This is a genomic window from Pseudomonas persica, assembly GCF_900291015.1.
GTDB lineage: Bacteria > Pseudomonadota > Gammaproteobacteria > Pseudomonadales > Pseudomonadaceae > Aquipseudomonas.
In genome coordinates this window covers 1-23721 of record NZ_OLKL01000016.1, presented here as the reverse complement: position 1 = coordinate 23721, position 23721 = coordinate 1, and the positions used below count along the sequence as shown (strand labels likewise).

Annotated in this window: 22 protein-coding genes; 5 read left to right on the top strand and 17 right to left on the bottom strand. The window is 65.7% G+C overall.

Going from position 1 to position 23721, the window contains the following annotated elements; translation table 11 throughout:
- Positions 1-12 precede the first annotated feature (12 nt).
- The 12 genes from FQ664_RS07865 to FQ664_RS07805 form a co-directional block, all read right to left on the bottom strand.
- Positions 13-672 carry a type II secretion system protein N gene (locus tag FQ664_RS07865; protein ID WP_144171388.1) on the bottom strand — a complete coding sequence of 220 codons (660 nt, stop codon included), beginning with the start codon at positions 670-672 and terminating at the stop codon, positions 13-15.
- Positions 669-1055, bottom strand: a complete 387-nt coding sequence (gspM, locus tag FQ664_RS07860; RefSeq protein WP_144171386.1) for a type II secretion system protein GspM — start codon at positions 1053-1055, stop codon at positions 669-671. Before gspM ends, FQ664_RS07865 begins: the two co-directional genes overlap by 4 nt.
- Positions 1052-2128: a type II secretion system protein GspL gene (gene gspL, locus FQ664_RS07855; protein ID WP_144171384.1), complete on the bottom strand. Its 1077-nt coding sequence runs from the start codon at positions 2126-2128 to the stop codon at positions 1052-1054. Before gspL ends, gspM begins: the two co-directional genes overlap by 4 nt.
- Positions 2125-2796 carry a prepilin-type N-terminal cleavage/methylation domain-containing protein gene (locus FQ664_RS07850; protein ID WP_144171382.1) on the bottom strand — a complete coding sequence of 224 codons (672 nt, stop codon included), beginning with the start codon at positions 2794-2796 and terminating at the stop codon, positions 2125-2127. The genes gspL and FQ664_RS07850 overlap by 4 nt, the downstream gene beginning before the upstream one ends.
- Positions 2797-2867: 71 nt before the next feature.
- Entirely contained in the window at positions 2868-3236 is a 369-nt protein-coding gene (locus FQ664_RS07840) for a type II secretion system protein GspI (RefSeq protein WP_144171378.1), read from the bottom strand.
- The gene (gene gspH / locus FQ664_RS07835; protein ID WP_144171376.1) at positions 3233-3670 is read right to left on the bottom strand and encodes a type II secretion system minor pseudopilin GspH; all 438 of its coding nucleotides are present in this window, start codon (positions 3668-3670) and stop codon (positions 3233-3235) included. The genes FQ664_RS07840 and gspH overlap by 4 nt, the downstream gene beginning before the upstream one ends.
- A 3-nt stretch (positions 3671-3673) precedes the next feature.
- Positions 3674-4108 (bottom strand): type II secretion system major pseudopilin GspG, encoded by a 435-nt coding sequence (gspG, locus tag FQ664_RS07830; RefSeq protein ID WP_144171374.1) that lies wholly within the window; start codon positions 4106-4108, stop codon positions 3674-3676.
- Between the two features lie 17 nt (positions 4109-4125).
- Complete coding sequence (gene gspF / locus FQ664_RS07825) at positions 4126-5328, bottom strand: type II secretion system inner membrane protein GspF (protein ID WP_144171372.1); 1203 nt, start codon at positions 5326-5328, stop codon at positions 4126-4128.
- Between the two features lie 3 nt (positions 5329-5331).
- Positions 5332-6780, bottom strand: coding sequence for a GspE/PulE family protein (locus FQ664_RS07820; RefSeq protein ID WP_144171370.1), 1449 nt, complete (start codon positions 6778-6780; stop codon positions 5332-5334).
- Complete coding sequence (gspD, locus tag FQ664_RS07815) at positions 6780-8555, bottom strand: type II secretion system secretin GspD (RefSeq protein WP_474707138.1); 1776 nt, start codon at positions 8553-8555, stop codon at positions 6780-6782. Before gspD ends, FQ664_RS07820 begins: the two co-directional genes overlap by 1 nt.
- A 3-nt stretch (positions 8556-8558) precedes the next feature.
- Positions 8559-8984: a pilus assembly protein PilZ gene (locus tag FQ664_RS07810; RefSeq protein ID WP_178090962.1), complete on the bottom strand. Its 426-nt coding sequence runs from the start codon at positions 8982-8984 to the stop codon at positions 8559-8561.
- Positions 8981-10621 carry a bifunctional UDP-sugar hydrolase/5'-nucleotidase gene (locus tag FQ664_RS07805; RefSeq protein ID WP_144171368.1) on the bottom strand — a complete coding sequence of 547 codons (1641 nt, stop codon included), beginning with the start codon at positions 10619-10621 and terminating at the stop codon, positions 8981-8983. Before FQ664_RS07805 ends, FQ664_RS07810 begins: the two co-directional genes overlap by 4 nt.
- 224 nt (positions 10622-10845) lie before the next feature.
- Between FQ664_RS07805 and FQ664_RS07800 the strand changes: the two genes are divergently transcribed.
- Complete coding sequence (locus FQ664_RS07800; RefSeq protein WP_144171366.1) at positions 10846-12906, top strand: PhoX family protein; 2061 nt, start codon at positions 10846-10848, stop codon at positions 12904-12906.
- A gap of 139 nt (positions 12907-13045) precedes the next feature.
- Here the strand turns inward: FQ664_RS07800 and gspK are convergent, their stop codons facing one another.
- Complete coding sequence (gene gspK / locus FQ664_RS07795) at positions 13046-14011, bottom strand: type II secretion system minor pseudopilin GspK (protein ID WP_144171364.1); 966 nt, start codon at positions 14009-14011, stop codon at positions 13046-13048.
- Between the two features lie 145 nt (positions 14012-14156).
- On the opposite strand from gspK, the gene tatA reads away from it, so the two are divergent.
- The 3 genes from tatA to tatC are packed head-to-tail and all read left to right on the top strand — an operon-like array spanning position 14157 to position 15438.
- A complete protein-coding gene (tatA, locus tag FQ664_RS07790) occupies positions 14157-14390 on the top strand; it encodes a twin-arginine translocase TatA/TatE family subunit (RefSeq protein ID WP_144171362.1) in 234 nt (77 codons plus the stop codon).
- A complete protein-coding gene (gene tatB / locus FQ664_RS07785; protein ID WP_144171360.1) occupies positions 14390-14680 on the top strand; it encodes a Sec-independent protein translocase protein TatB in 291 nt (96 codons plus the stop codon). The genes tatA and tatB overlap by 1 nt, the downstream gene beginning before the upstream one ends.
- Positions 14677-15438, top strand: a complete 762-nt coding sequence (gene tatC / locus FQ664_RS07780) for a twin-arginine translocase subunit TatC (protein ID WP_144171358.1) — start codon at positions 14677-14679, stop codon at positions 15436-15438. The genes tatB and tatC overlap by 4 nt, the downstream gene beginning before the upstream one ends.
- Positions 15439-15541: 103 nt before the next feature.
- Here tatC and FQ664_RS07775 read toward each other — a convergent pair whose 3' ends face one another.
- Entirely contained in the window at positions 15542-15853 is a 312-nt protein-coding gene (locus FQ664_RS07775) for a YqfO family protein (protein ID WP_144171356.1), read from the bottom strand.
- Between the two features lie 3 nt (positions 15854-15856).
- Positions 15857-19753, bottom strand: a complete 3897-nt coding sequence (gene purL / locus FQ664_RS07770; RefSeq protein ID WP_144171354.1) for a phosphoribosylformylglycinamidine synthase — start codon at positions 19751-19753, stop codon at positions 15857-15859.
- Between the two features lie 262 nt (positions 19754-20015).
- Between purL and mltF the strand changes: the two genes are divergently transcribed.
- On the top strand, positions 20016-21473 hold the full coding sequence (gene mltF, locus FQ664_RS07765; RefSeq protein ID WP_144171352.1) for a membrane-bound lytic murein transglycosylase MltF: 1458 nt from the start codon (positions 20016-20018) through the stop codon (positions 21471-21473).
- Between the two features lie 111 nt (positions 21474-21584).
- Here mltF and tadA read toward each other — a convergent pair whose 3' ends face one another.
- Both tadA and FQ664_RS07755 read right to left on the bottom strand, forming a co-directional pair.
- Positions 21585-22064 carry a tRNA adenosine(34) deaminase TadA gene (gene tadA, locus FQ664_RS07760; RefSeq protein WP_144171350.1) on the bottom strand — a complete coding sequence of 160 codons (480 nt, stop codon included), beginning with the start codon at positions 22062-22064 and terminating at the stop codon, positions 21585-21587.
- Complete coding sequence (locus FQ664_RS07755) at positions 22064-23446, bottom strand: multicopper oxidase family protein (RefSeq protein ID WP_144171348.1); 1383 nt, start codon at positions 23444-23446, stop codon at positions 22064-22066. The genes tadA and FQ664_RS07755 overlap by 1 nt, the downstream gene beginning before the upstream one ends.
- Positions 23447-23721 lie beyond the last annotated feature (275 nt).

Genomic DNA, 23721 nt, shown 5'->3' with positions numbered 1-23721 from the left:
TAGAAGGTCGCTCTACCAACGCAAGTCTCGCTGCCCTGCCAACGCCTGCGGCCCAAGCCACTGCGCCCCGCGCAGCAGTGGCATCAGCGCCGCCCCAGGCTGCAACTCGAACACCACCTGCGCCCGGCGCCCTGGCAGGTCGGCATTCACGGCCAGTTGGTGCTGCGCCTGCTGCAGCAACTGCCCGCGCAGGCGCCAGCCGCTCTGACAGTCCATTTCCAGCCAGCCCTGCCCCAGGCCGAGCGACCAGGGCTCGCTCAGGGCAAGGTCGGTAACCGTTATGCGGCCTTCGCTGGCACGGCATTGGCGCCCAGCCCCCTCAATTCGCACTCCCCCCTGCCACTGGCCCGCCAGGCGGTAATCCATCGGGACTGTCGCCTGGGCGCCCACCGCAGAGGCGTCGAGCCGCCAGCGCCAAGGCCAGCCTTCGGCACGCAACTGCCAGGCCTGGCCCTGAAAGCCCAGCTGCGCGCTCGCCTGCAAGCGCCAAGGCTGCACCGTCCAGTGCAAAGGCCCGACCGGGCCCAACTGTCGGGCCTGGCCTTGCCACAGGCTGCCACTGGCGTCACGCACTGGCAGGCCGAACGCACGCACCACCCAACTGACCGGAAGCTCAACCACTACCGACAGCACGAATACCAGCACAACCCACGCCATTCCATTGCGGCTCATGGCTGCACCACCAGGTCGAAATGCAGGCCACTGGCATCCTGCTCCAGCCCCCATTGCAGTAGCTGTGCACCTTCTGCGCGCAGGCTTTGCAACCAGCCTTGCAGCACGCGCTCGTCGGCTACCTGCCCATGCAGTTGCCAGGTTTTGCCCTGCGCATCGACCTCGGCCAGTTCGATCTGCCGCGCCTGGGCCGACTGGCGTAGTCGCTCCAGGCTCAACCCTGGGCCACGCTGCAGGCTGGCGGCCTGTTCGGCCAGCCCGCGCCACTGGCTGAGTTCGCGCCACTGTGCAAAGCCTGCGCGCAGGGTCAGGAAGGCCAGCAACAAGGCAATCAGTGCCCAGGCGAACTTCAGACGATGACGCTGTAGCCAATCCCGGTTCATGAGGCCGCTCCCAGGTCGAACACCACTTGGCCATCTTGCACCTGGACGGAGGCCCCGGCAGCCGTGGCCATGTCGTTCCATGGCGGCGCACTGCCCTCGCCCTCCAGCCGCAGGTGCCAGCGCTGACCATCGAAGCGCACCGCGTGCAGGCGCCAGCCGGGGTGGTCACGCAGCCAGGCCTGCAGCGCCGCCTGCAAGTCGTCAAGCTGGCGCGTGCGCAGTTGCTGTTGCAGCTCATTTTCTCGCAGGCGTTTGAGGGCCTGCGCGGCGTGCCGCGGGCTGGCCTGCTCACCGGTCACGGCGATGACCTGGCTGCGCCAGAGTTGCGCCTGGGCCCACTGCTTGCTCAACCACAGCCCACCCCAGACGGCAGCCAGTACCAGGCAGGCAGCGAGCAGCCGTTGCTGCGCCCGGGAAGCCACCGGCAGCGAGCGCACCTTGCGGGTACGCTCGAACAGGCCGGGCAATGAATCAAGCGCTGCCAACGTACTTGGCCAGTCGCCACTCAGCGAGACCGTTTGCAGCTCCGCCCACGGTTGCTGTACCACCTCGCCCAGTGCCTCCGGCCAGGCCAGCCAGTGTTCCTGCCCGTCTTCGCCCTGCCCTTTGTACAAGGACATGCCGGGTGTGCGCTGCCATTGCCAGGCACCGCCCGCCTCGGGGGCCGGCAGCAACTGCAGCTCCGCCCAGCAACGTACTACCTGCAGGCCCCATTCGGCACACTGCCCGCGCCAGTCGTCCAGTTGCTGTCGGGCCACCACCAACAACCGAAGATGACCTCGCTCGCGGGCCAGGCAGGCGCATGTCACCTCGTCGGCGGCCTGTAGCAAGCGGTCCTCGAGCAACAGCGGCCATTCTTCACGCTTGAGCCCGGGCGGTGCCGGCACGCGGAAATGGCTGCAGGCCTCGGCAGGCAGGACCAACGCCACACGGGCCTGCAGGTTCGCCGGAGGCTCGCCCTGCCCTTGGCGTTGTACAAGGCCGCCTTCGGCCAGCGCCCAGTGCCAGACAACGCCCGGTCGCAGCAACAGCCACGGCTGGGCCGAGGTACGCGGCCGCCATTCAAACTTCATGAGCGCCCCCACGGGAGGGCGAAGGTGCAGACATAGGGGGCTCCGTCACGCTGCAGTTCCAGACGCACGCCACGGCCGGGGTGCGCAGGTTGGTCGGAAGGCCAGGCCAGCCAGCGGCCGCCCTGGTAATACAGAACATTCATGGCACTGACCCGATCGAGCCGTTCGCGCTGCACCCAACGTGGGGCGGCGGCGGCGTAAAGGTCAGCCGAACTTTCCAGCAGCAGGTGCTGCTCGCCGGCCTCGAAGCGCAGGCGCTGGCGTTGCAGGCGCGAGCCGCCTTCGGCTTGCGGCAGGCCGGTGGTGGCGACCCAGAGCAACTGGTTGTTTGCCGGTTGCCAGTCCAGCCAGCGGCTGGCCAGGGGCAGACGCTGCTCGTAGACACGGCGCATCACCGGGCTGTCGAAGCGACGCTCCAGGGCCAGGCAGAAGTCCAGCACCGAGGTTTCCTGGGTGGTGACCTGCAGGCGTTCGCGGACCTTGAGCCAGCCGTTGACCAGGGCGGCGAGCATGATGCCGAGTATGGCGGTAAGGGCCAGGGCGACCATCAGTTCGATCAGGGTCAGGCCGGCCTGGCGGCGCTTCGTGGGCAGGATACCGGGCTGACGGGTATACGCCGTCCCTGTGGGAGCGGGTTCACCCGCGAACACCGGCGAAGCCGGTGCCATACACCGCGGTGCCTGCTTCGCTGGTAAAACCGCTCCCACAGGGACCGCACAAGCTTCACGATCTCTGTAGCTCATGGCCGCTCCAGGAATACGGTGTACTGGCCTAGCGGCAGGCGCTGGTCGCGGTCGGCGAACAACAGCAGCTCGCCACGGCGCAGGTCGCGTACGCCGGTGCGGCGCAGTTGCAGTTGCCAGTAGCAGCGCTGGCCGCCCTGGCTCAGTTCACCGCCAACCTGGCTTGCAGCTGGCCAGTACTGCTCGACGGCAAAGCGGGTTTGCAGTTCGCGCGCGCACAGCAGGCCAAGGCGGTGCTGTTGCAGGTTGTCCTGCACCGCCAGGCGCTGGCGCAGGACCTGACTGGTGATCACCGCCAGCACCGCGGCTATCGCCAGGGCCACGGTCACTTCCAGCAGGGTAAAGCCACGCTGATGCTGCTTCATGGGATGGCCGCCACCTGCAAGCGGCCATCGCGGCTCCAGGCCCATTGCTGGCTGCCATCGGCCCAGCGCCAGCGCACGTTGCCCGCTTGCGTCCAACCGTGCGGGGTGAACAGCAGGCGCGGTTGCGGGCTGGCCGGCCAGTCCGGGCGCAGGCCCTTGGGCCAGGCGCCGAGGGCGACTGCTTCGACCACCCAGCCATTACCCTCGCGCCGGACGAACTCCGGGCGCTGGCCATTCCAGCGCAGCCCGCGCAGTTGCCCGGCATGTCGGGCCAGTGCGGCCTGCGCCCGGGTCTCGCTCGCCAGCCGTTGCAGGGCCTGGTCGACACTGGCCTGGCGGTTGCCGAGCCCGGCCACCACCAGCCCGGTCATCAGGCCAGCGATGGCCAGCACCACCAGCAACTCGATCAGGCTGAAGCCCCGCTGACAGCGCACCCTTTACAGCTCCCAGTTACCCAGATCGGCATCCTGGCCTTCGCCGCCCGGCAGACCATCGGCACCCAGCGAGTACACGTCGACCCGGCCATGTTCACCGGGCATGCGGTACTGGTACGGGGTGCCCCACGGGTCTTCCGGCAGGCGGCGCACGTAGCCGTCACTGCGCCAGGCCCGTGGCAGCGGCTCCTGGGCCGGCTGTTTCACCAGCGCGGCCAGGCCCTGCTCGCTACTGGGGAAGCGCAGGTTGTCCAGGCGGTACATGTCCAGCGCTTGCTCCAGGGTGGCCAGGTCGGCCATCACCTTCTGCTTCATGGCCTTGTCCTGGTTGCCCAGCACGCTGGGCGCGACCACGGCGATCAGCAGGCCGATGATGAAGATCACCACCATGATTTCCATGAGGGTGAAGCCGCGCTGGCGGTTACGTCGATGCTGCATGGCAGTACTCCTTGTCGTCACAGTTGCAGGCCCTGGTTGAGTTGCATGATCGGCAGCAGCACCGCCAGCACGATGAACAGCACCACGGCGCCCATCACCAGGATCATCAGGGGTTCGAACAGCGCCATGGCGGTATCGACCTGGCGGGCAAAGCCGCGCTCCTGGTCGTCGGCCACCCGTTCGAGCATGTCGGCGAGGGTGCCGCTGGCCTCGCCGCTGCCGACCATGTTCACCAGCAGCGGCGGGAATTGCTGGCTGGCATCCAGCGCGCGGTGCAGGCTGGTACCGCCCTGCACCTGCTGGCGCACCTGCTCCATGGCCAGACGGATTCGCCGGTTGCCGACAGTTTCAGTGGCCACTTGCAGGGCTTCGAGCAGGGCCACACCGCTGCCGCTGAGAATCGCCAGGCTGCGTGCCAGGCGCGCGCTTTCCAGCACCTGCAGCAGGCTGCCAATGTGTGGCAGGTGTAGCAGCAACTGGTCGCGGCGCAGGCACCAGTACGGCTTGCGCAACAACCAGCCGCCGAGCACGCCGAGCATCAGGGCCAACGCCAACAGCCAGGGCCCGGCCTGCACCAGCCCTTGGCTCAGACCGATCAGCAGCGATGTAATGAGCGGCAGGCTCTGCCCGGCGTGGGCGAACTGTTCGGTGAGCTTGGGCACGACGAAGGTCATCAGGCCTGCTACCACGGCGAGTGACACCCCCATCAATACGGTGGGGTAGATCAGCGCGGTACGTGCCTTGTGCTGTTGCCGTTGTACCTGCTCCAGGTGGTCGGCGAGGCGGGTCAGCACCTGGGCCAGGCGCCCGGAACGCTCGCCAGCCTCGACCAGCGCGCAGTACAAGCCAGTAAACGGTGCCCCCTGACGTGCCAGGCTGCGGGCCAGGCCCAGGCCTTCGGCCAGCGAGCCGCGCAAGGCCACCAGCACACTGTGCAGCGCGGGCTGGTGCAGTTGCCGTTCCAGGGTAGCCAGGGCGTCGACCAGCGGGATGCCGGCACCGGTCAGGGTGGCCAGCTGACGAGTCAGTTCGCACAGTTGGGCGCGGCTCAGGCGCTGGCGCCGGGGTTGCCGGGTGCCGGCTTCGTGACGCTGCAAGCGGCGGGCGAACAGGCCCTGCTCACGCAACAACTGACGGGCATGACGTTCGCTGTCGGCCTGCAAGCTGGCCTTGTGGGGCTTGCCGGCGAGGTCGACCGCTTGGTAGCGATAGGTCGGCATGGCTCAGCCCTGCACCACGCGCAGTACTTCGGCCAGGCTGGTCTCGCCACGGGCCAGGCAGTCGCTGGCCATCGCCACCAGGCTCTGCCGGCGTCCGGCCAGGTAGTCCTGCATGGCCAGTTCACTGGCGCCGTCGTACAGCAGGCCGATCAGCCCGGCATCCAGTTCAACGAATTCATACAAGCCCAGGCGCCCGACATAACCACTGCCCTGGCACTGCTCGCAGCCCACGGCGTGGTAGCTGCTACCCAGCGCCGCCAGCTCGGGCCACAGGTCACGTTCCGCCGACTGCAGCGGCTGCGCCACGGCGCAACTGCACAAGCGCCGCACCAGGCGCTGGGCCAGTACGCCGCGCAGGCATGAGGCGATCAGGAACGGTTCGACGCCCATGTCGCGCAGGCGGGTCACCGCGCCCACTGCGCTGTTGGTGTGCAGTGTGGACAACACCAGGTGACCGGTGAGGCTGGCCTGCACGGCGATCTGTGCGGTCTCCTGGTCGCGGATTTCGCCGAGCATGATCACGTCCGGGTCCTGGCGCAGGATGGCGCGCAGGCCGCTGGCGAAGGTTAGCCCGGCACGCGGGTTGATGGCGGTCTGGCCGATGCCGGCGATAGCGTATTCCACCGGGTCCTCGACGGTGAGGATGTTGCGGCTACCGTCATTGAGGCTGTTGAGGCTGGCGTACAGGGTAGTGGTCTTGCCCGAACCGGTCGGCCCAGTGGACAGCACGATGCCATTGGGCCGCGCCAGGCAACCGCGCAAGCCCTGCAACACGGCTGCCGGCATGCCCAGGTTGGCCAGCGCCAGCAGGCTGGCCTGCTTGTCGAGCACGCGCATCACCACCCGTTCGCCGTGAATGCCAGGCAGGGTCGAAACGCGCACATCCACTTCCCGCCCCGCCGCACGCAAGGTGATACGGCCATCCTGGGGCTGGCGCTTTTCGGCGATGTCCAGGCGCGCCATGACCTTGATCCGCGACACCAGCATGGCCGACAGCGCACGCGGTGGGCGCAACACTTCGCGCAGGTGGCCATCGACCCGCAGGCGCACCACCAGGCTCTGTTCGAAGGTTTCAATATGAATGTCCGAGGCGCGCAGGCGCAGGGCCTGGCCGAACAGGCCGTTGATCAGGCGGATCACCGGGGCTTCGTCGTCGCTTTCCAGCAGGTCCTCGATGCGCGGCATTTCGCTCATCAGGCTGTCCAGGTCGACCTGGTCGCCGATGCCTTCGATCAGCGCCTCGGTGGCGGCATCACCGGCCTGGTACAGCTGGCCAAGGCGTTCGTCGAACAGCGCAGGCTCCAGGTATTCGAGCAGGCTGGGCTGGCCGTGCACGCGCAACAGCTCCTGCAACTGGGCACTGTCGGCGTCGGGCCGCAGCCACAGCTGCCAGCCCTGCTCCGCCGGGGCCATGGCCACCCCGCTCTGCCGCGCCTGTCGATAAGGCAGCATCACCAGTTACCGCCTTCCAGCCGTGCACGGCTGGAGGGGAACACCTGCAACAGCGGCGTCGCTGTTTGCGCATCAGCCAGGTCAGGCAATTGCAGCGGCGTGGTCTGCTGCAAGGTGCGGTACTTGTCTTCGCTGAGCCCGGCCAGACTCGGCCCGTCACGCAGGATGCGCGGGCGGATGAACACCATCAGGTTCTGCCTGGTGTTCTTGCTGGCGTCGGAGCGGAACAGCCGGCCCAGGTAAGGGATATCGCCAAGCAGCGGCACGCGCTGGTCGCTGGTGCTCAGTTCGTCGCTGATCAGGCCGCCAAGAATCACCAGGCCGTTGTCTTCGACCATGACCTTGGTCTTGATCTCACGCTTGTTGGTGATCACGTCGCTGGCAGCGGTAGACTCGGCAATCGACGACACCTCCTGGACGATGTCCAGGCGCACGCTGTTGTCGATGTTGATCTGCGGCTTGATGCGCAGCTTCACCCCGACTTCCTTGCGCTCGATGGTCTGGTACGGGTTGGCGTTGCTCTGCGTCACCGAACCGGTGACGAAGGGCACTTCCTGGCCGACCAGGATCGACGCCTCGGCGTTGTCCAGGGTCAGCAGGGTGGGCGTGGACAGCAGGTTGAAGCCGCTCTTGCCCTTCAGCGCGTTGACCAGCATGGCGAAGTTGAAACCGCCGCCGAAATGGCCGATACCCGCCATGGCGCCGGTGGTGCCGGACAACAGCTCGCTGAGGGCCCCGTTGTCGCCACTGGCGGCGGCCCCGGCGATGTTGGCGATGTTCACCCCGTTGCTGCCGAAATTGACGATGCCGGCACCGAACTTTTCGTCGGCGAACAACCACTGCACACCCAGCTCCTGGGCGCTGCTGTCGGAGACCTCGGCGATGATCGCCTCCACCACTACCTGGGCACGGCGGATGTCCAGCTGCTCGACGATGGCGCGGTAGGCGGCCAGCTCGCTGTCGGGGCCGACCATGACCACGGCATTGGTGCCTTCTTCGTATTCCAGACGAATGCCCGAGCCACCGGTGACAGCCACTACGGGCCGGTCCTTGCCCTCTGCTTCGCCCGCACCTTCAGAAGGCGCCATGCCTTCCTGGCTGAGCCCGCGCAACACCTTGACCACTTCGCCAGCATTGGCATGGCGCAGGTAGATGACCTGAGTACTGCCGCTGCCTGGTGCGTCCTGGGGGCGGTCGAGCTGGCGCAGCAAGCTGGCGATACGGTCCAGGTTGCTGCGCCAGTCGGTAACGACCAACTGGTGCGCCGCCGGATAAGGTGTGATCACACCGACCCGTGGGTCGATCAGGGGCTTGAGGATGCCCAGCACCTGCTCGCTGGCGGCGTTGCGCACATTGAATACCCGAGTAGCCACGCTGTCGCTGCCTTCCCCCTGCTGCCCTCCCGCCTCCACCGGCACAGGCTCCAGGCGAGCGGCCTGGTCGGGAACGATCTTCACGCTGCCGTTAGGCAGGTCGACAGTGGCGTAGCCCTGGGCGCGCAACTGCGCCAGAAAGATGTCGTAGATGGCATCGGCGTCGTGCAGGTCGACGGTGCGCACGGTGACCTTGCCCTTGACCCGGGGGTCGACGATGAAGGTGGTGCCGGTGATGCGCGACACGCTATCGATGAACTCGTCCAGTTCGGTGTCGACGAAGTTCACCTCGTACAGGGGCGTGCCGCTGTCATCGAACACCGGCTCTTCGGCACTGGCTGTGGGCAGGGCCAAGAACAAGGCCAGGCTCAGCGCGGCCACCATGCGATATCTGACAGGCATCGTTCATCCTTGCCGCTTGAAGCCGGTCACGCCGGGGCGTGGCGGCCAGGGCAGGCGCTCGCGCCGCCCCTGGTTGTTGAAAATCAATCCATCGCTGTCGATGTCCTGCAGCACGATCCCTGGCGCCAGGCGCTGGCCGCGGGCCAGGGTGCGCACCTGCTCGCCATAGCGCAGCACTACCACGCTGGAGGCCAGCGGCTGGGCCTTGAGGCCGCCGAGGTATTGCAGTGGCAGGCGGGTGATGGCAATGGCACCGTCGTCGACGGGTACCTGCCAATGGCCGACCATCAAGCCAGGCAGCGGCTTGTCGGCCGCTGCGGGCGCAGTGGCCGGTTGCGGCTGGCGGCCCAGTTGCAACACGCACTGGGCGGCTAGCCAGCCGGCCAGGGTCAGGCCAGCGCCAGTCAGCAGGCGCGAGGCGAGCATCACGAGGCCAGCTGCCTTGGGTGCCAACCCGGGTGCCCCTGCACGTAGCGCACTTCGGGCAGTTGCAGCGGCGCCAGTTGCCAGTCGGTCGCCTGGCGGGCGAGCCAGGCTTCGACCCGTTGCCACAGCGGCTCGCCGGCCTGGGTTTCAAATTGCAGGCCAAACGTGCGACACAGCCCCTGAACCGGCTCCAGGCCACTGATGCGCTTGCCTTGCGGGCTGTAGCTGACACGCCAGGCCTGGCCCTGCCAACGCGGCAGGTCCTGGCTGTTGTCCAGCAGCAGCGGGTCGCCGAACAGTTGCTCCGCGGCGTTTTCCAGCACTTGCTCGACCTGCCGGGCAGGCGCTTCGACCACCGGTGCGGGGTAGCCACCGGTGAGGCTGATCAGGTGCTCGCGGGTGATGGCCGCCCCGGCGGGCAGCGGGTAGTCATAACGCAGGCCCGGCAGCAGCACCGGTATGCTGCTGTCGTCGGCCAGGGCCTGATGCAGCACACGGTCCCAGCTGCCACCTCGGGTGTCGCGGCGCCACAGCGCCTGGGGCGCGCGGGCCAGCGGTTGGTCGAGCCAGGCCGCGTGGCCGGCGCGCTGCTGACGCAGCTCCGTCTGCAATGCCCCGACACGCTGCTGCGCGGCGGGTGCCAGCTGTTGTTCAAAGGCCGGGAAGAAGCGCCCGTCGAACCGCCACAGCCCGGCCACGCGCTGGCAGCGCAGGCGGAAGGCGCCGCAGCCCCGGCATCCGGCGAACAGTACCGGCACGCGGCGGCCGCTGGCCTGGCTCACCTCGACCGGCGCCGGCCACAGGTCCTGGCCACGAGCGCACAGCAGCACGTCGATCTGCGGCACCCGCTCGGCCAGCCACAGGCCCGGCCCGGTACCGACATCGGCCATGGCCACCACCAGGTCAGCCTCGCGCCGGGCCTGCTCGAACACCGGCTGCAATGACTGGTACCACTGTTTAAGAGAGGCTTTCTGGTCCTGGGCGTAAGGGTCGGTCACGCCAACCACGGCAATACGTGCGCCGCCGCGTTCGAAGACGTGCAAGGCGTCCAGGCCCAAAGCCTGACGTTGCGTGTCCGCCAGCCCGGCGCCCAGGGTCACGGCGCTAGCCTGGTGATACAGCGCCGGGCTGCGCTGTGGCCACAGCACGCGCTCGTCGCTGCTGACCCGCGCTTCGCTGCCCAGCAACTGGCTGCCCTGCAGGCCGCTTTCACCCTGGGTCAGGTAGGCCAGGCCACTGCCATTCCAGCCCTGGCCGTTTTCCAGGGTCAGGCTGTTGCCCGCCCCAGCCTCGCCGCGCAATTGCTCCAGCAACGCCGCCAGCACCGCATAGCCACCCAGCCGGGCAGATGCAGCCTGGCTGGCATCGAGCAGCGGCGCCAGTTGCGGGTAGCCGATACTGGCGCTGCTGCCGGTCATCCATGGAGCACGCCCTAGGTGGCTGACCGGCCCCAGGCGGGTGGCCGGCACCACGGCCTGGCCAGGCTGGCGGGCATCGAGGGTATCGGCCACGTACAGCAGGTCGAGGTTGGCGTTGCCGCCCTGCTGCCCTGGGAAGGCGGAGCAGGCGCCGAGCAACGGTGCCAAGGCACCGACACCCATCCAGCCAATCACTTCGCGCCTGTGCACACTGCTTGCCATCGAACCTGCCATCCTTATCCATGTTCATTCAGGGACCCGGATGTTGCGGCGTTGGCATTACAGTTTGATGGCAGAAATCCGACAGACATTCCAATTTGATCTGTAGGGCGTGCTTCTAAGAGCGAGTTGTTTTAAAAACCCCTTAACATTTCTGCCAATGAATCATCATATTTGCGCACTAAAGTCGCGGTTTCCTCTAACTCAGCCAACATAAGGACACCCTGATGAGTCGAGATACCGGCGACAACCTGGACCGGAACCAAAGCGGCAACCTGCCGATGGCCAACGTCATGGACGCCTACCTGAGCCGCCGCAGTGTGATCCGCGGCAGCCTGGGCGCCGCCATCGCCATGATTGCCGGTACCGGCCTGACAGGCTGCTTCGACGGTGGTGGTTCCGATCACGATGATCCGGTCACCGAGCCCCCCGTGACTGAGCCGGAAGTGCCGAAACTGGCACTGGGCTTCCAGTCCATCCCGGGCTCGCGCACCGACGCCTGCGTGATTGCCGCCGGCTACAGCGCCTACGTGCTGGCACCCTGGGGCACGCCGATCAACAGCAACGGCAACCCGTGGAAGGCCGACGGCAGCAACACCTCGACCGACCAGGCCAACGCCATGGGCATGCACCATGACGGCATGCACTTCTTCCCCATCAACGGCAGCTCCGAAGACGGCCTGCTGGCGATCAACTTCGAGTACATCGATACCGCTGCCCTGCACCCGGCCGGCCCGACCACCGATGTCAACGGCAAGCGCCCGGCCGAGGAAGTGCGCAAGGAAATCAACGCCCATGGCGCCGGTGTGGTGCGCCTGCAGAAAATCGCTGGCCGCTGGCAGGTGGTCGACAACGACCCGCTCAACCGCCGCTTCACTACTGCTTCGCGCATGGAAATCACCGGCCCGCTGCGGGGTACCGACCACGTCAAGACCAAGTACTCCAGCGCCGGCACCCACTGCCGCGGCACCAACAACAACTGCGGCAACGGCTACACCCCGTGGGGCACCTACCTGACCTGTGAAGAGAACTGGCCAGGCATCTTCGTCAACAAGGGCACCCGCCCTGAAGACCAGCGCCGCATTGGCGTGGGCACCTCCAGCGGCCAGTACAAGTGGGAAACTGCTGCCGGTGACAGCAGCGAAGTGGCCGACGAGTTCGCCCGTTTCGATGTCACCGTCAAAGGCGCCAGCGCCACCGACGACTACCGCAACGAAGCCAGCACCTACGGCTACATCGTCGAAATCGACCCGTACGACAGCAACACCCTGGCCACCAAGCGCACCGCGCTGGGCCGCTTCCGCCACGAAGGCTGTTGCCCGGGTCTGCCGGTCGCCGGCAAGCCGCTGGTATGGTACATGGGTGACGACTCGAACAACGAATACCTGTACAAGTGGGTGTCCACCGCCGTGTGGGACGCCGCCGACGCCACCCCGGCCGACCGCCTGGCCACCGGCGCCAAGTACCTCGACCAAGGCAAGCTGTACGTGGCCCGCTTCAATGCCGACGGTACTGGCGTATGGCTGCTGCTGGACGTGGCCACCGCCACCACTGGCGGCAGCACCCTGGGCGCACTGTATGGCGACCTGCCGGGCATCATCCTCAACACCCGTGGTGCTGGCGATGCCGTGGGCGCAACGCCGATGGACCGCCCGGAATGGACCACGGTCAACCCGCTCAACGGCGACGTGTACCTGACCTTGACCAACAACAGCGCGCGCACCCCGGAAAAGGTCGATGCAGCCAACCCGCGCGGCCCGAACCGTCACGGCCATATCATCCGCTGGCACGACAGCGACGACCAGCTGAGCTTCACTTGGGACATCTTCGTGTTCGGCGCCAACGCTGCCGGCACCGCCGACATCAACCGCTCCGGCCTGACCGAACTGAACCAGTTCGCAAGCCCCGACGGCATGAGCTTCGATAGCCGTGGCGTGCTGTGGTTCGAGACCGACAACGGCGAGAGCAGCGTGACCGACTACACCAACGACCAGTTGCTGGCGGTAATCCCCACCAACCTGGTGGATGCCAGCGGCAAGCAGGTGCCGGTAAACGCGCAGAACCAGGTGGACCTGCGCCGTTTCTTCGTCGGACCGAATGGCTGCGAGGTGACCGGAATTACCTTTACCCCGGACAACAAGACGCTGTTCGTCAACATCCAGCACCCGGATAACTGGCCGTATACCGACAAGGCCACCGATGCCACCCCGGCAGGCACCACGGTAAGGCCGCGGGCTGCGACAGTGGTGATTCAGCGCATTGATGGCGGGGAGATCGGGACTGTCTGACATGGCGCCGGTCAGTCAGCCTTGTGCTGGCTGTACCGGCCTCTTCGCGGGTAAACCCGCTCCCACAAGTACCGCACAGTTTTTGAACCCTGTGCAGTACCTGTGGGAGCGGGTTTACCCGCGAAGAGGCCGCTGAACATTACTGAACTATCGGCTCCCGGCTCCTGACCCGCACCTGCTGCGCTGGCACCCGGGCATGCCATTGCACTACCCCCAGTGCCTCCACCTGGAACTCGCTGCGGATCACCCGCCCCTCCTCCGTAAACGACAGCTGCAACAGGAAATACCCACTGTTCAGCAGCAGCCCTTCGCTCAAGCGCTCGAAGGTTTCGTCATCCACCGCGCCCAGCGCCTGGCGTAGCGCAGCTGCATCCACATACCCCGACGCCGGCCGGCCGCTGATGATGCGGCTGAGCAACGAGCGCGGATAACGCCCTTCATACAGCGCTTCCAGCAACGGCAGATGCTCCAGCCCAAGGGCATTGGCATTCAGCCGCCAGCCGGTGGTCTGCGGCAAGGCGCACAACCTCGGGTAACGGCCCTGGCGGCCGGCGTCCGGCTCCAGCAGCAGGTTCAGCTCGCTGGTATCGACCATCGGCTGGTTGGCCGCCAGGCGTGGTGGTTGCTGGCGCAGATACTGGGCGCTCTCGGCGCCCTGCAGGCGGGCATCGCTGTCGGCATCCAGCCAGTCGGCCAGGGCATCGACCAGGCGCTCGGCAGCCATGTCGTCGCCCAGCAGGTAACGCAACTGACGCGCGGCACGCTCGCCATCAGCACCGAGCAGCGCATTGACGTTGAAGCAGGTGTGCTGGTCGCGCACCCGCAACTGTGCCTGGCCAGCGCCAAAGTCATAATTCAGCGGCTGCCCGCGCAAGGCCTGCCAGAACAGCGGGCTAAGCCGCCAGCTGGGGTCACGCAGGGCCTGCCCGGCATAGGCCAGGCCGGCCTGCTCCATCGCTCGCGCCTGCACCCGCTGGTGCAACAGGCGCACATCATCGACCTGGCGCCGGCCATCTTCCACCAGCCAGGCCATGCCCGCCGCCAGCATCGCCAGCACCACCATCACCATCAGCAGGGCCGCGCCCTGCTGTTGCCTGCCACCCATCCTTGCCTGCCTCGCTACCGAATAAAAACGCCAGTCAAACACGCTAGGTGTTGCAGGTAGATGGCAGTGACCGTTCGTCATGTGTACGTCATCTACGCGAGGCAGGATTGTCTTTCCTTTTCATGACCTTACAGGAGTGGTCGCAATGGGTGGCATTGGAATCTGGCAACTGGTGATCGTACTGCTGATCGTATTCCTGCTGTTTGGTACCAAGCGCCTCAAGGGCCTGGGCAGTGATGTGGGCGAGGCGATCCAGGGTTTTCGCAAGTCCATGGGCGGCGACACTGACGCCAATGCCCCTGGCCAGGCGCACGTACAGCAACAGGCGCCGCTGGCTGGCCAGGCCGCGCAACAACCGCAAGCGGACCGTCAGGCCTGATGTTCGAGGTAGGCTTCAGCGAGTTGCTGCTGGTCGGCATCGTCGCGCTATTGGTGCTGGGCCCGGAGCGCCTGCCGGTGGCGGCACGCACCCTTGGGCGCGGCCTGGGCCAGGCGCGCAGGGCCATGCAGGCGTTGCGCACGCAGGTGGAGCGGGAGATCGAACTGCCCAACCTCGACAGTGCGCCTTTGCAGCGCCTGGAACAGGAGATCCGCCAGGGCATCAGCCTGAACGCGGAGCCGGCCAATGATGCGGCCACGGTCGCTGCCCCCAAGGAAAACGCTTCATGAGTATTGCCATGGACCCGACGGCGAGCATGCCGCTGACCGAACACCTGCGTGACCTGCGCAAACGCCTGGTGCGCTGCCTGGCGCTGGTGGCACTGGTATTCGTCGGCCTGTTCCCCTTCGCCCAAACGCTGTACACACTGATTTCCGAACCGCTGCGGCGCTTCTTGCCGGAAGGCGCGAGCATGATCGCCACCAGCGTCACTTCGCCGTTCCTGACGCCGTTCAAGCTGACCGCGATGTGCGCGCTGTTCGTGGCCATGCCGCTGTTGCTGCACCAGGCCTGGGGCTTTCTGGCGCCGGGGCTGTACCGCCGTGAGCGGCGCATTGCCCTGCCGCTACTGGTGTCGAGCATCGTGCTGTTCTATGCCGGCATGGCCTTCGCGTTCTTCCTGGTGTTCCCGATGATGTTCGGTTTCTTTGCCAGCGTGACACCGGAAGGCGTGGCGATGATGACCGATATCAGCCAGTACCTGGACTTTATCCTGGCGCTGTTTCTGGCGTTCGGGCTGGCCTTCGAGATACCGGTGGCGACGTTTATCGTGGTCTGGGTGGGGTTGGCCGATGTGGCTACGTTGCGGCGCAGCAGGCCCTACGTGATCGTCGGCTGCTTTGTGGTGGGGATGATTCTGACGCCGCCGGATGTGTTTTCGCAGACGATGCTGGCGGTGCCGATGTGGGTGCTGTTCGAGGTGGGGTTGCTGGCGTGTGGCTGGCTGAAGCGGCCCGAGCAGGACAAGCAGATTGTGGCTGGATTGTAGGGCCTCTTCGCGGGTAAACCCGCTCCCACAGGGATCGCACAATATCCGAGGGTTGTGCGATCCCTGTGGGAGCGGGTTTACCCGCGAATTGCCTTGATGCGGTCTAGAACTCGGCGAGCCGCCAGACTTCATAGGCTGGCGTCTCGTACGGGTGGCTCTGCTTGAGTGCAGCGACGACCTGGACAATCAGCTCGTCCGCCACCACCAGCTCCACCTTCCACTCCTCCACTACCTCGACCTGGCCGGTTTGCCCGAGGAACGGCTGGCTGCCGTCCAACGGGCGGAACTGGCCCTGGCCCAGGGTTTGCCAGGCGCAGTGGTCATAGTCACCGATGCGCCCGCCACCCGCGGCGAACACAGCGGCCTTGACCACTTCGACGTGGCTGGCGGGGACGAAGAAGGCGAGCTTGTACACGCCTTAGTTCACCCACACCCGTGCGTTACGGAACATACGCATCAGCGCGGCATCTTCCTGCCACTCATCCGGGCGCCAGGAGTTCTGCACGGCACGGAACATACGCTCCGGGTGCGGCATCATGATGGTCACGCGGCCGTCGCGGCTGGTGAGGCCGGTGATACCCCGCGGCGAGCCGTTCGGGTTGGCCGGGTAGGCTTCGGTGACCTTGCCGTGGTTGTCGACGTAGCGCAGGGCCACACAACCGGACAGGTCGGCTGCCAGCAGCGCTTCTTCGCTGGCGAACTCGGCATGGCCTTCACCGTGGGCGATGGCGATCGGCATGCGCGAACCGGCCATGCCCTGCAGGAAGATCGAGTTGGACTTCTGCACTTCGACCATGGCCACACGCGCCTCGAACTGCTCCGAGCGGTTGCGCACGAAGTGCGGCCAGTGCTCGGTGCCCGGGATCAGTTCGTGCAGGTTGGACATCATCTGGCAACCGTTGCACACGCCCAGGGCGAAGCTGTCGGTACGCTCGAAGAAGGCCTGGAAGGCATCACGGGCACGGCTGTTGAACAGCGCCGACTTGGCCCAGCCTTCACCGGCACCCAGCACGTCACCGTAGGAGAAACCACCGCAGGCGACCAGGCCCTTGAAGGCCTCGAAGTCGACACGGCCAGCTAGGATGTCGCTCATGTGCACGTCGATGGCGGCGAAGCCGGCACGGTCGAAGGCGGCTGCCATTTCGACCTGGCCGTTGACGCCCTGCTCGCGCAGGATGGCCACTTGCGGGCGCACGCCCTTCTTGATGTACGGCGCGGCGATGTCGTCGTTGACGTCGAAGCCCAGCTTGACCGACAGGCCCGGGTTGTCTTCCTCGAGCAGCAGGTCGAATTCCTGGTCGGCGCAGTCGGCGTTGTCGCGCAGGCGCTGGATCTGGTAGCTGGTCTCGGCCCACTGGCGCTGCAGCATGCGGCGGTCGTCGTCGAACAGCACTTCGCCGTTCAGGCTGATGGACACTTCACCGTTGTTGATCGGCTTGCCGATCACCGCGACGCACTCGCCCAGGCCAGCGGCGCTGAACTGTGCCAGCACGTCCGGGGTGGCATCCTGGCGAACCTGGATGACCGCGCCCAGCTCTTCGTTGAACAGGATGGCCGGTACGTCGCCACGGCTGTCGGTCAGCGGGTCGAGGTGCAGGTCGAGGCCGCAGTGGCCGGCGAAGGCCATTTCCAGCACGGTGGTGACCAGGCCGCCGTCGGAACGGTCGTGGTAGGCCAGCAGGTGACCGTCGGCGTTCAGGCCCTGGATCACGGCGAAGAAGGCCTTCAGGTCTTCGGCATCGTCGACGTCCGGTGCCTGGGCGGCGATCTTGCCGTAGGTCTGCGCCAGGATCGAAGCGCCCATGCGGTTCTTGCCGCGGCCCAGGTCGATCAGGATCAGGTCGGTCTCGCCCTTGTCCATGCGCAGTTGCGGGGTCAGGGTCTTGCGGATGTCGGTGACCGGGGCGAAGCCGGTGATGATCAGCGACATTGGCGAAGTAACGCTCTTCTCGACGCCCTCGTCGCTCCACTTGGTCTTCATCGACATCGAGTCTTTGCCGACCGGAATGGTAATGCCCAGCTCCGGGCACAGCTCCATGCCGACAGCCTTGACGGTGTCGTACAGGCGGGCGTCTTCACCTGGGTGGCCGGCGGCAGACATCCAGTTGGCCGACAGTTTGATGTCGGACAGCTTCTCGATGCGCGAGGCAGCCAGGTTGGTCAGTGTCTCGCCAATTGCCATGCGGCCGGACGCCGGGGCATCCAGCAATGCCAGCGGGGTACGCTCGCCCATGGCCATGGCTTCACCGGTGTAGACGTCGAAGCTGGTGGCGGTGACGGCGCAGTCGGCCACCGGTACCTGCCACGGGCCGACCATCTGGTCGCGGGCAACCAGGCCGGTGATGGTGCGGTCGCCGATGGTGATCAGGAAGCTCTTGCTGGCCACGGCCGGGTGGCTGAGGACGCGCTGAACGGCGTTGTCCAGATCCAGCTTGCTCGGGTCGAAGTCATCGCCCAGCTCGGCTTCGCGGGTAACCGAACGGTGCATGCGTGGCGGCTTGCCCAGCAATACGTCGAGCGGCATGTCTACCGGCGTGTTGCCGAAGTGGCTGTCGCTTACGGTCAGGTGTTGCTCTTCGGTCGCTTCACCGACTACGGCGAACGGGCAACGCTCACGTTCGCAAATGGCCTTGAACCGCTCGAAGTCGACGGCGCTGACGGCCAGCACGTAACGCTCCTGCGATTCGTTGCTCCAGATTTCGTGCGGGGCCATGCCCGGCTCGTCGTTGGGCACGTTGCGCAGCTCGAAGCGGCCACCACGGCCACCGTCGTTGACCAGCTCAGGGAAGGCGTTGGAGATACCGCCGGCACCAACGTCGTGGATGAAGGCGATAGGGTTGGCGTCGCCCAGCTGCCAGCAGCGGTCGATGACCTCCTGGCAACGGCGCTCCATTTCCGGGTTTTCGCGCTGTACCGAAGCAAAGTCCAGGTCAGCCGAGCTGGCACCGGTGGCCACCGACGAAGCGGCGCCGCCGCCCAGGCCGATCAGCATGGCCGGGCCACCGAGCACAATCAGCTTGGCGCCGACAGTGATCTCGCCCTTCTGCACGTGGTCTTCACGGATGTTGCCCATGCCGCCGGCGAGCATGATCGGCTTGTGGTAGCCGCGTACTTCTTCGCCGTGCGGGGTGTTGATGGCCTGCTCGAAGGTACGGAAGTAACCGGTCAGGGCCGGGCGACCGAATTCGTTGTTGAACGCGGCGCCGCCCAACGGGCCTTCGATCATGATATCGAGGGCGTCGACGATACGCTCAGGCTTGCCGTAGGCCTGCTCCCACGGCTGTTCGAAGCCCGGGATGCGCAGGTTGGACACGGTGAAACCGGTCAGGCCGGCCTTGGGCTTGGCACCACGGCCGGTCGCACCTTCGTCGCGGATTTCGCCGCCGGAGCCGGTGGATGCACCGGAGAACGGGGCGATGGCGGTCGGGTGGTTGTGGGTTTCCACCTTCATCAGGATGTGCACCGGCTCCTGCACCGCGCCGTACTGGCGGGTTTCAGGGTTCGGGAAGAAACGGCCGGCAACGTTGCCGACGATCACCGAAGCGTTGTCCTTGTACGCAGACAGCACACCTTCGTTGTGCATCTGGTAGGTGTTCTTGATCATGCCGAACAGGCTCTTTTCCTGAGCCTGACCGTCGATATCCCAACTGGCGTTGAAGATCTTGTGGCGGCAGTGCTCGGAGTTGGCCTGGGCGAACATCATCAGTTCGATGTCGTTCGGGTTGCGCTTGAGGCCCTGGAAGGCATTGACCAGGTAGTCGATCTCGTCTTCGGCCAAGGCCAGGCCCAGGTCGATGTTGGCCTTGGCCAGGGCGTCACGGCCACCGGCGAGGATGTCCACCGAGGTCATCGGCTTGGGCTGGGCATGGCTGAACAGGTCAGCGGCCTGCTCCAGCTGGCCGAGCACGCGCTGAGTCATGCGGTCGTGCAGTTCGGCGGCGATCAGTTCGGCGTCGGCTTCGCTCAGGCTGCCGGCAACATAGTAGGCGATACCGCGCTCCAGGCGCTGGATCGCCTGCAGGCCGCAGTTGTGGGCGATGTCGCTGGCCTTGCTGGCCCACGGCGAAATGGTGCCCAGGCGCGGCACGACCAGGAACAGGCGGCCGCTCGGCTCCTGTACCGGCACGCTCGGGCCGTACTTGAGCAGACGGCCCAGCACCTGCTGCTGGTCGGCGGTCAGCTCGCCGTCGACATCGGCGAAGTGGGCGAATTCGGCATACAAACCAGTAACAGCGGGGACTTTCTGGCTCAGTTGCTCGAGTAATTTACCGTGGCGAAAGGCAGAAAGGGCAGGAGCGCCGCGCAGGATCAACATCGTCGGGACAGCCTCAGGAAGGGGTGTGCTTAGAGGCCGTGCATTCTAGCCTAATTCAAAGGGTTTCGGCACCCGCTCTAAGGCACGGCTGCCGGGCGGCGGAACCGGACTTTCGGGTCAAAAAAAATTTGTCTTGTGTTGCCTGTCCCGGCCCTGTCGCCGGCACGCCAGCGATAGGCCCGTGAAGCACAGAACCCGCTACCAGACAAGCTAACAGTTGTCGAGATATGGTTGGGCCAGTCCTTTGCGTATACTGCAACCTATGTTCGCCCACACTGCTTTGCGCCAGCGTTGCGCCAGATGGCTTTTCGCAACCGGACTCTTTCTGCTGCTCGGTGCCTGCGTTGAAAAACCCAGCACCCTCGAGCGCGTGAAGGAGGATGGCGTGCTGCGCGTGATCACCCGCAACAGCCCGGCCACCTACTTCCAGGACCGCAACGGCGAAACCGGCTTCGAGTACGAACTGGTCCAGCATTTCGCCGAGGATCTCGGCGTGAAGCTGCAGATCGAGACCGCCGACAACCTCGACGAGTTGTACGATAGCCTCGGCACGCCCTCCGGCCCGGTGCTGGCAGCGGCCGGCCTGGTCACCAGCGAACGGCGCAAGGCCCAGGTGAAGTACTCCCACCCTTACCTGGAAGTGACCCCACAAGTCATCTACCGCAACGGCCGTACGCGCCCCACCAACGCCAAGGGGCTGGTCGGCAAGAAGATCATGGTGCTCAAGGGCAGCAGTCACGCTGACCAACTGGCCGAGCTGAAAAAGCAGTACCCGGGCCTGGAGTACGAAGAATCCGACGCTGTCGAGGTGGTCGACCTGCTGCGCATGGTCGACGAAGGGCAGATCGACCTGACCCTGGTCGACTCCAACGAACTGGCGATGAACCAGGTGTACTTCCCCAACGTGCGGGTTGCCTTCGACCTGGGCGACACCCGCGACCAGCGCTGGGCGGTGGCGGCCGGTGAAGACAACAGCCTGCTCAACGAGGTCAACGAATTCCTCGACAAGGCACAGAAGAACGGCACCCTGCAACGCCTGAAGGACCGCTACTACGGCCATGTCGACGTACTGGGCTATGTCGGTGCCTATACCTTCGCCCAGCACCTGCAGCAGCGCCTGCCCAAGTACGAGAAGCACTTCAAGAGCTACGCCAAGGTCGAACAGGTGGACTGGCGCCTGCTGGCCGCCATCGGCTACCAGGAATCGATGTGGCAGCCCGAGGTCACCTCCAAGACCGGCGTGCGCGGCCTGATGATGCTGACCCAGCGCACCGCCCAGGCCATGGGCGTGTCCAATCGCCTGGACCCGAAGCAGAGCATCCAGGGTGGCGCCAAATACTTCATGAAGATCAAGGAAGAGCTCGACGACAGCATCCGGGAACCGGACCGCACCTGGTTCGCCCTGGCCGCCTACAACGTCGGCACCGGCCACCTGGAAGACGCCCGGACCCTGGCCAAACGCGAGAAGCTCAACCCGAACAAGTGGCTGGACGTGAAAAAGATGCTGCCGCGGCTGTCGCAGAAGCAGTGGTACCGGCAGACCAAATACGGTTATGCCCGTGGCGGCGAGCCGGTGCATTTCGTGGCCAACATCCGTCGTTACTACGACATCCTTACCTGGGTGACCCAGCCGCAGCTCGAAGGCCAGGTGGCCGAGGGTAGCCTGCATGTGCCCGGAGTGAACAAGGACAAGCCGGCGGAGCAGTCGCCGCCGATGTAAGCCTGCACCGGCCTCTTCGAGGGTAAACCCGCTCCCACAGGTACATCACTGGTGTTGAAGATAGTGGTATTCCTGTGGGAGCGGGTTTACCCGCGAAGGGGCCGGAACAGGTCAAGACTTGGCCCGGCGGGCCTTGAAGAACTCACTGAGGATCTGCCCGCACTCCTCGGCCAGCACCCCGCCCTCCACCATCACCCGGTGGTTCAGGAAGCCCTGCCCGAAGAACTGCCCCTGGCTCTGCACGATCCCCGCCTTGGGCTCCAGCGCGCCGTATACCACACGCATCACCCGCGAATGCACAATCAGCCCCGCACACATGCTGCACGGCTCCAGGGTCACATACAGGGTGCTGCCGGGCAGCCGGTAGTTACTGGCGGATTTCGCCGCCGCGCGAATGGCCACCATCTCGGCGTGCGCACTGGGGTCACTGTCGATGATCGGCCGATTGAAGCCCTGCCCGATCACCTGCCCGTGCTGCACCAGCACCGCGCCCACCGGCACCTCGCCCATGGCCGCACCTTCGGCGGCCAGGGCCAGGGCCATGCGCATGAATTCCTGATCGCGACTGCGATCGATGATCTGCGGGCGCATCAGACCACCGCGATCGCGGCCATCAGGCCGGTTTCCATGTGGTCAATGACGTGGCAGTGGAACATCCAGGTACCCGGGTTATCCGCCACCAGCGCCACCTGGGCGCGCTCGTTCTTGCCGAGCAGGTAGGTGTCGGTGAACCACGGTTCCTTTATGTCGTGGCGGTTGGAGGCGATCACCTTGAAACTCATGCCATGCAGGTGGATCGGGTGCTGGTACTGGGTCATGTTCTTCAGCTCGAAGATGTAGCTCTTGCCCTTCTTCAGCGTGGCAATCGGCCGGTCGGCACAGGTCTTGTCTGTAATGTCCCAGGCCTGGCCGTTGATCTGCCACATGCTCGACGGCTTGTCCGCGTCGGTGGTTACCGAGACTTTTGCCGCCCATTCGAAATTGAAGTTGAGCTTCTCGGCATTCTCCAGGTCCGGCTCGGCAATCGGGTTGACCGGCAGCGCCGGCGGCCAGTCGCTCGGCGCGTCGGTGCTGGCCACCGAACGCAGGGTGCCCAGGCGCACGAAACCGTCGCGCAGGGAGATCTCCTCGCCCGCCTCGGGAATACGGATAGCCAGGCAGATGCGCATGCCAGGGCCGAGCCAATACTCGTCCTCCAGAAGGCGCGGGGTCACCGGATTGCCGTCGAGGGCATAGATTTTCGCCTCGCAATTGCCCTTGAGGTTGAGGCGGTAGGTCCAGGTGTTGTCCAGGTTCAGCAGGCGCACGCGCACCACCTGGCCTGCAGGCAGCTCGGTAACCGAGTCGGCCTGGCCATTGATGGTGATCAGGCGCCCGGCGGTGCCGTTGCGCGCGGCCTCACGCGGGATGCTGAAAGGCAGCCAGGCGCCTTGCTCGTCCACGTGCCAGTTCTTCAGGCTCAGCGTGCGCTCATGCTGGAAGCCGGTCGGCTCGCGCTCCTCGACGATCAGCGGGCCGACCAGCCCGCGGCCCAGCTCCTCGGAGCTGCTGACATGCGGGTGGTACCAGTAGCTCCCGGCATCCGGCACGCGGAACTTGTAATCGAAATACTCGCCCGGCTTGACCGGCAGTTGCGAAACATAAGGCACGCCGTCCATTTCCAGCGGCAGGCGGATGCCGTGCCAGTGGATGGTGGTTTCCACCGGCAGGTGGTTGATGAAGCGCACCCGCAGCCAGGTGCCCTGGCGCACGCGCAGCTCGGTACCCGGTGCCGAGGGGCCGAAGGCCCAGGCCTCGGTCTTGAAGCCCGGCACCAGCTCGACGTCCAGCGGCGCAGCGATCAGCTCGTAATCATGCCCGGCATTGTCATCTTCGACCTTGCCCAGCCAGTAACGCGCCGCGCCACCGGCGCCCAGGCCAACCACAACCAGGCCGGTCAGGCCCTTGAGCATTTGTCGACGGGTGAAGGACATCGGTGCGGGTACCTCGTGTTCTGCGCAATCAAGCTGCCAGCACGGCTGGCGATGAAGGGCGAATACGATACACCTGCAAATGGGAAAGATTAAGTGAAGTCTCGTTTTTGCCTATGCTGGCCTCTTCGCGGGCAAGCCCGCTTGTATGGTTAGACTTGAAGGGGTGGTGGGACTAAATGCCCGATTCTGACTGTTCACAGCAGTACAGACCGTGGGAGACATCGCCCCACCTCTTCCACCAAAGCGCCGATAAAGAATGCATCGTTTGCAAGCGA

Excerpts from the sequence above, each read along its gene's own strand:
- FQ664_RS07865 (WP_144171388.1), bottom strand. The coding sequence starts at position 672 with ATGAGCCGCAATGGAATGGCGTGGGTTGTGCTGGTATTCGTGCTGTCG.
- gspM (WP_144171386.1), bottom strand. The coding sequence starts at position 1,055 with ATGAACCGGGATTGGCTACAGCGTCATCGTCTGAAGTTCGCCTGGGCA.
- gspL (WP_144171384.1), bottom strand. The coding sequence starts at position 2,128 with ATGAAGTTTGAATGGCGGCCGCGTACCTCGGCCCAGCCGTGGCTGTTG.
- FQ664_RS07850 (WP_144171382.1), bottom strand. The coding sequence starts at position 2,796 with ATGGCACCGGCTTCGCCGGTGTTCGCGGGTGAACCCGCTCCCACAGGG.
- FQ664_RS07840 (WP_144171378.1), bottom strand. The coding sequence starts at position 3,236 with ATGAAGCAGCATCAGCGTGGCTTTACCCTGCTGGAAGTGACCGTGGCC.
- gspG (WP_144171374.1), bottom strand. The coding sequence starts at position 4,108 with ATGCAGCATCGACGTAACCGCCAGCGCGGCTTCACCCTCATGGAAATC.
- gspF (WP_144171372.1), bottom strand. The coding sequence starts at position 5,328 with ATGCCGACCTATCGCTACCAAGCGGTCGACCTCGCCGGCAAGCCCCAC.
- FQ664_RS07820 (WP_144171370.1), bottom strand. The coding sequence starts at position 6,780 with ATGCTGCCTTATCGACAGGCGCGGCAGAGCGGGGTGGCCATGGCCCCG.
- gspD (WP_474707138.1), bottom strand. The coding sequence starts at position 8,555 with ATGCCTGTCAGATATCGCATGGTGGCCGCGCTGAGCCTGGCCTTGTTC.
- FQ664_RS07805 (WP_144171368.1), bottom strand. The coding sequence starts at position 10,621 with ATGGCAAGCAGTGTGCACAGGCGCGAAGTGATTGGCTGGATGGGTGTC.
- FQ664_RS07800 (WP_144171366.1), top strand. The coding sequence starts at position 10,846 with ATGAGTCGAGATACCGGCGACAACCTGGACCGGAACCAAAGCGGCAAC.
- gspK (WP_144171364.1), bottom strand. The coding sequence starts at position 14,011 with ATGGGTGGCAGGCAACAGCAGGGCGCGGCCCTGCTGATGGTGATGGTG.
- tatA (WP_144171362.1), top strand. The coding sequence starts at position 14,157 with ATGGGTGGCATTGGAATCTGGCAACTGGTGATCGTACTGCTGATCGTA.
- tatB (WP_144171360.1), top strand. The coding sequence starts at position 14,390 with ATGTTCGAGGTAGGCTTCAGCGAGTTGCTGCTGGTCGGCATCGTCGCG.
- tatC (WP_144171358.1), top strand. The coding sequence starts at position 14,677 with ATGAGTATTGCCATGGACCCGACGGCGAGCATGCCGCTGACCGAACAC.
- purL (WP_144171354.1), bottom strand. The coding sequence starts at position 19,753 with ATGTTGATCCTGCGCGGCGCTCCTGCCCTTTCTGCCTTTCGCCACGGT.
- mltF (WP_144171352.1), top strand. The coding sequence starts at position 20,016 with ATGTTCGCCCACACTGCTTTGCGCCAGCGTTGCGCCAGATGGCTTTTC.
- tadA (WP_144171350.1), bottom strand. The coding sequence starts at position 22,064 with ATGCGCCCGCAGATCATCGATCGCAGTCGCGATCAGGAATTCATGCGC.
- FQ664_RS07755 (WP_144171348.1), bottom strand. The coding sequence starts at position 23,446 with ATGTCCTTCACCCGTCGACAAATGCTCAAGGGCCTGACCGGCCTGGTT.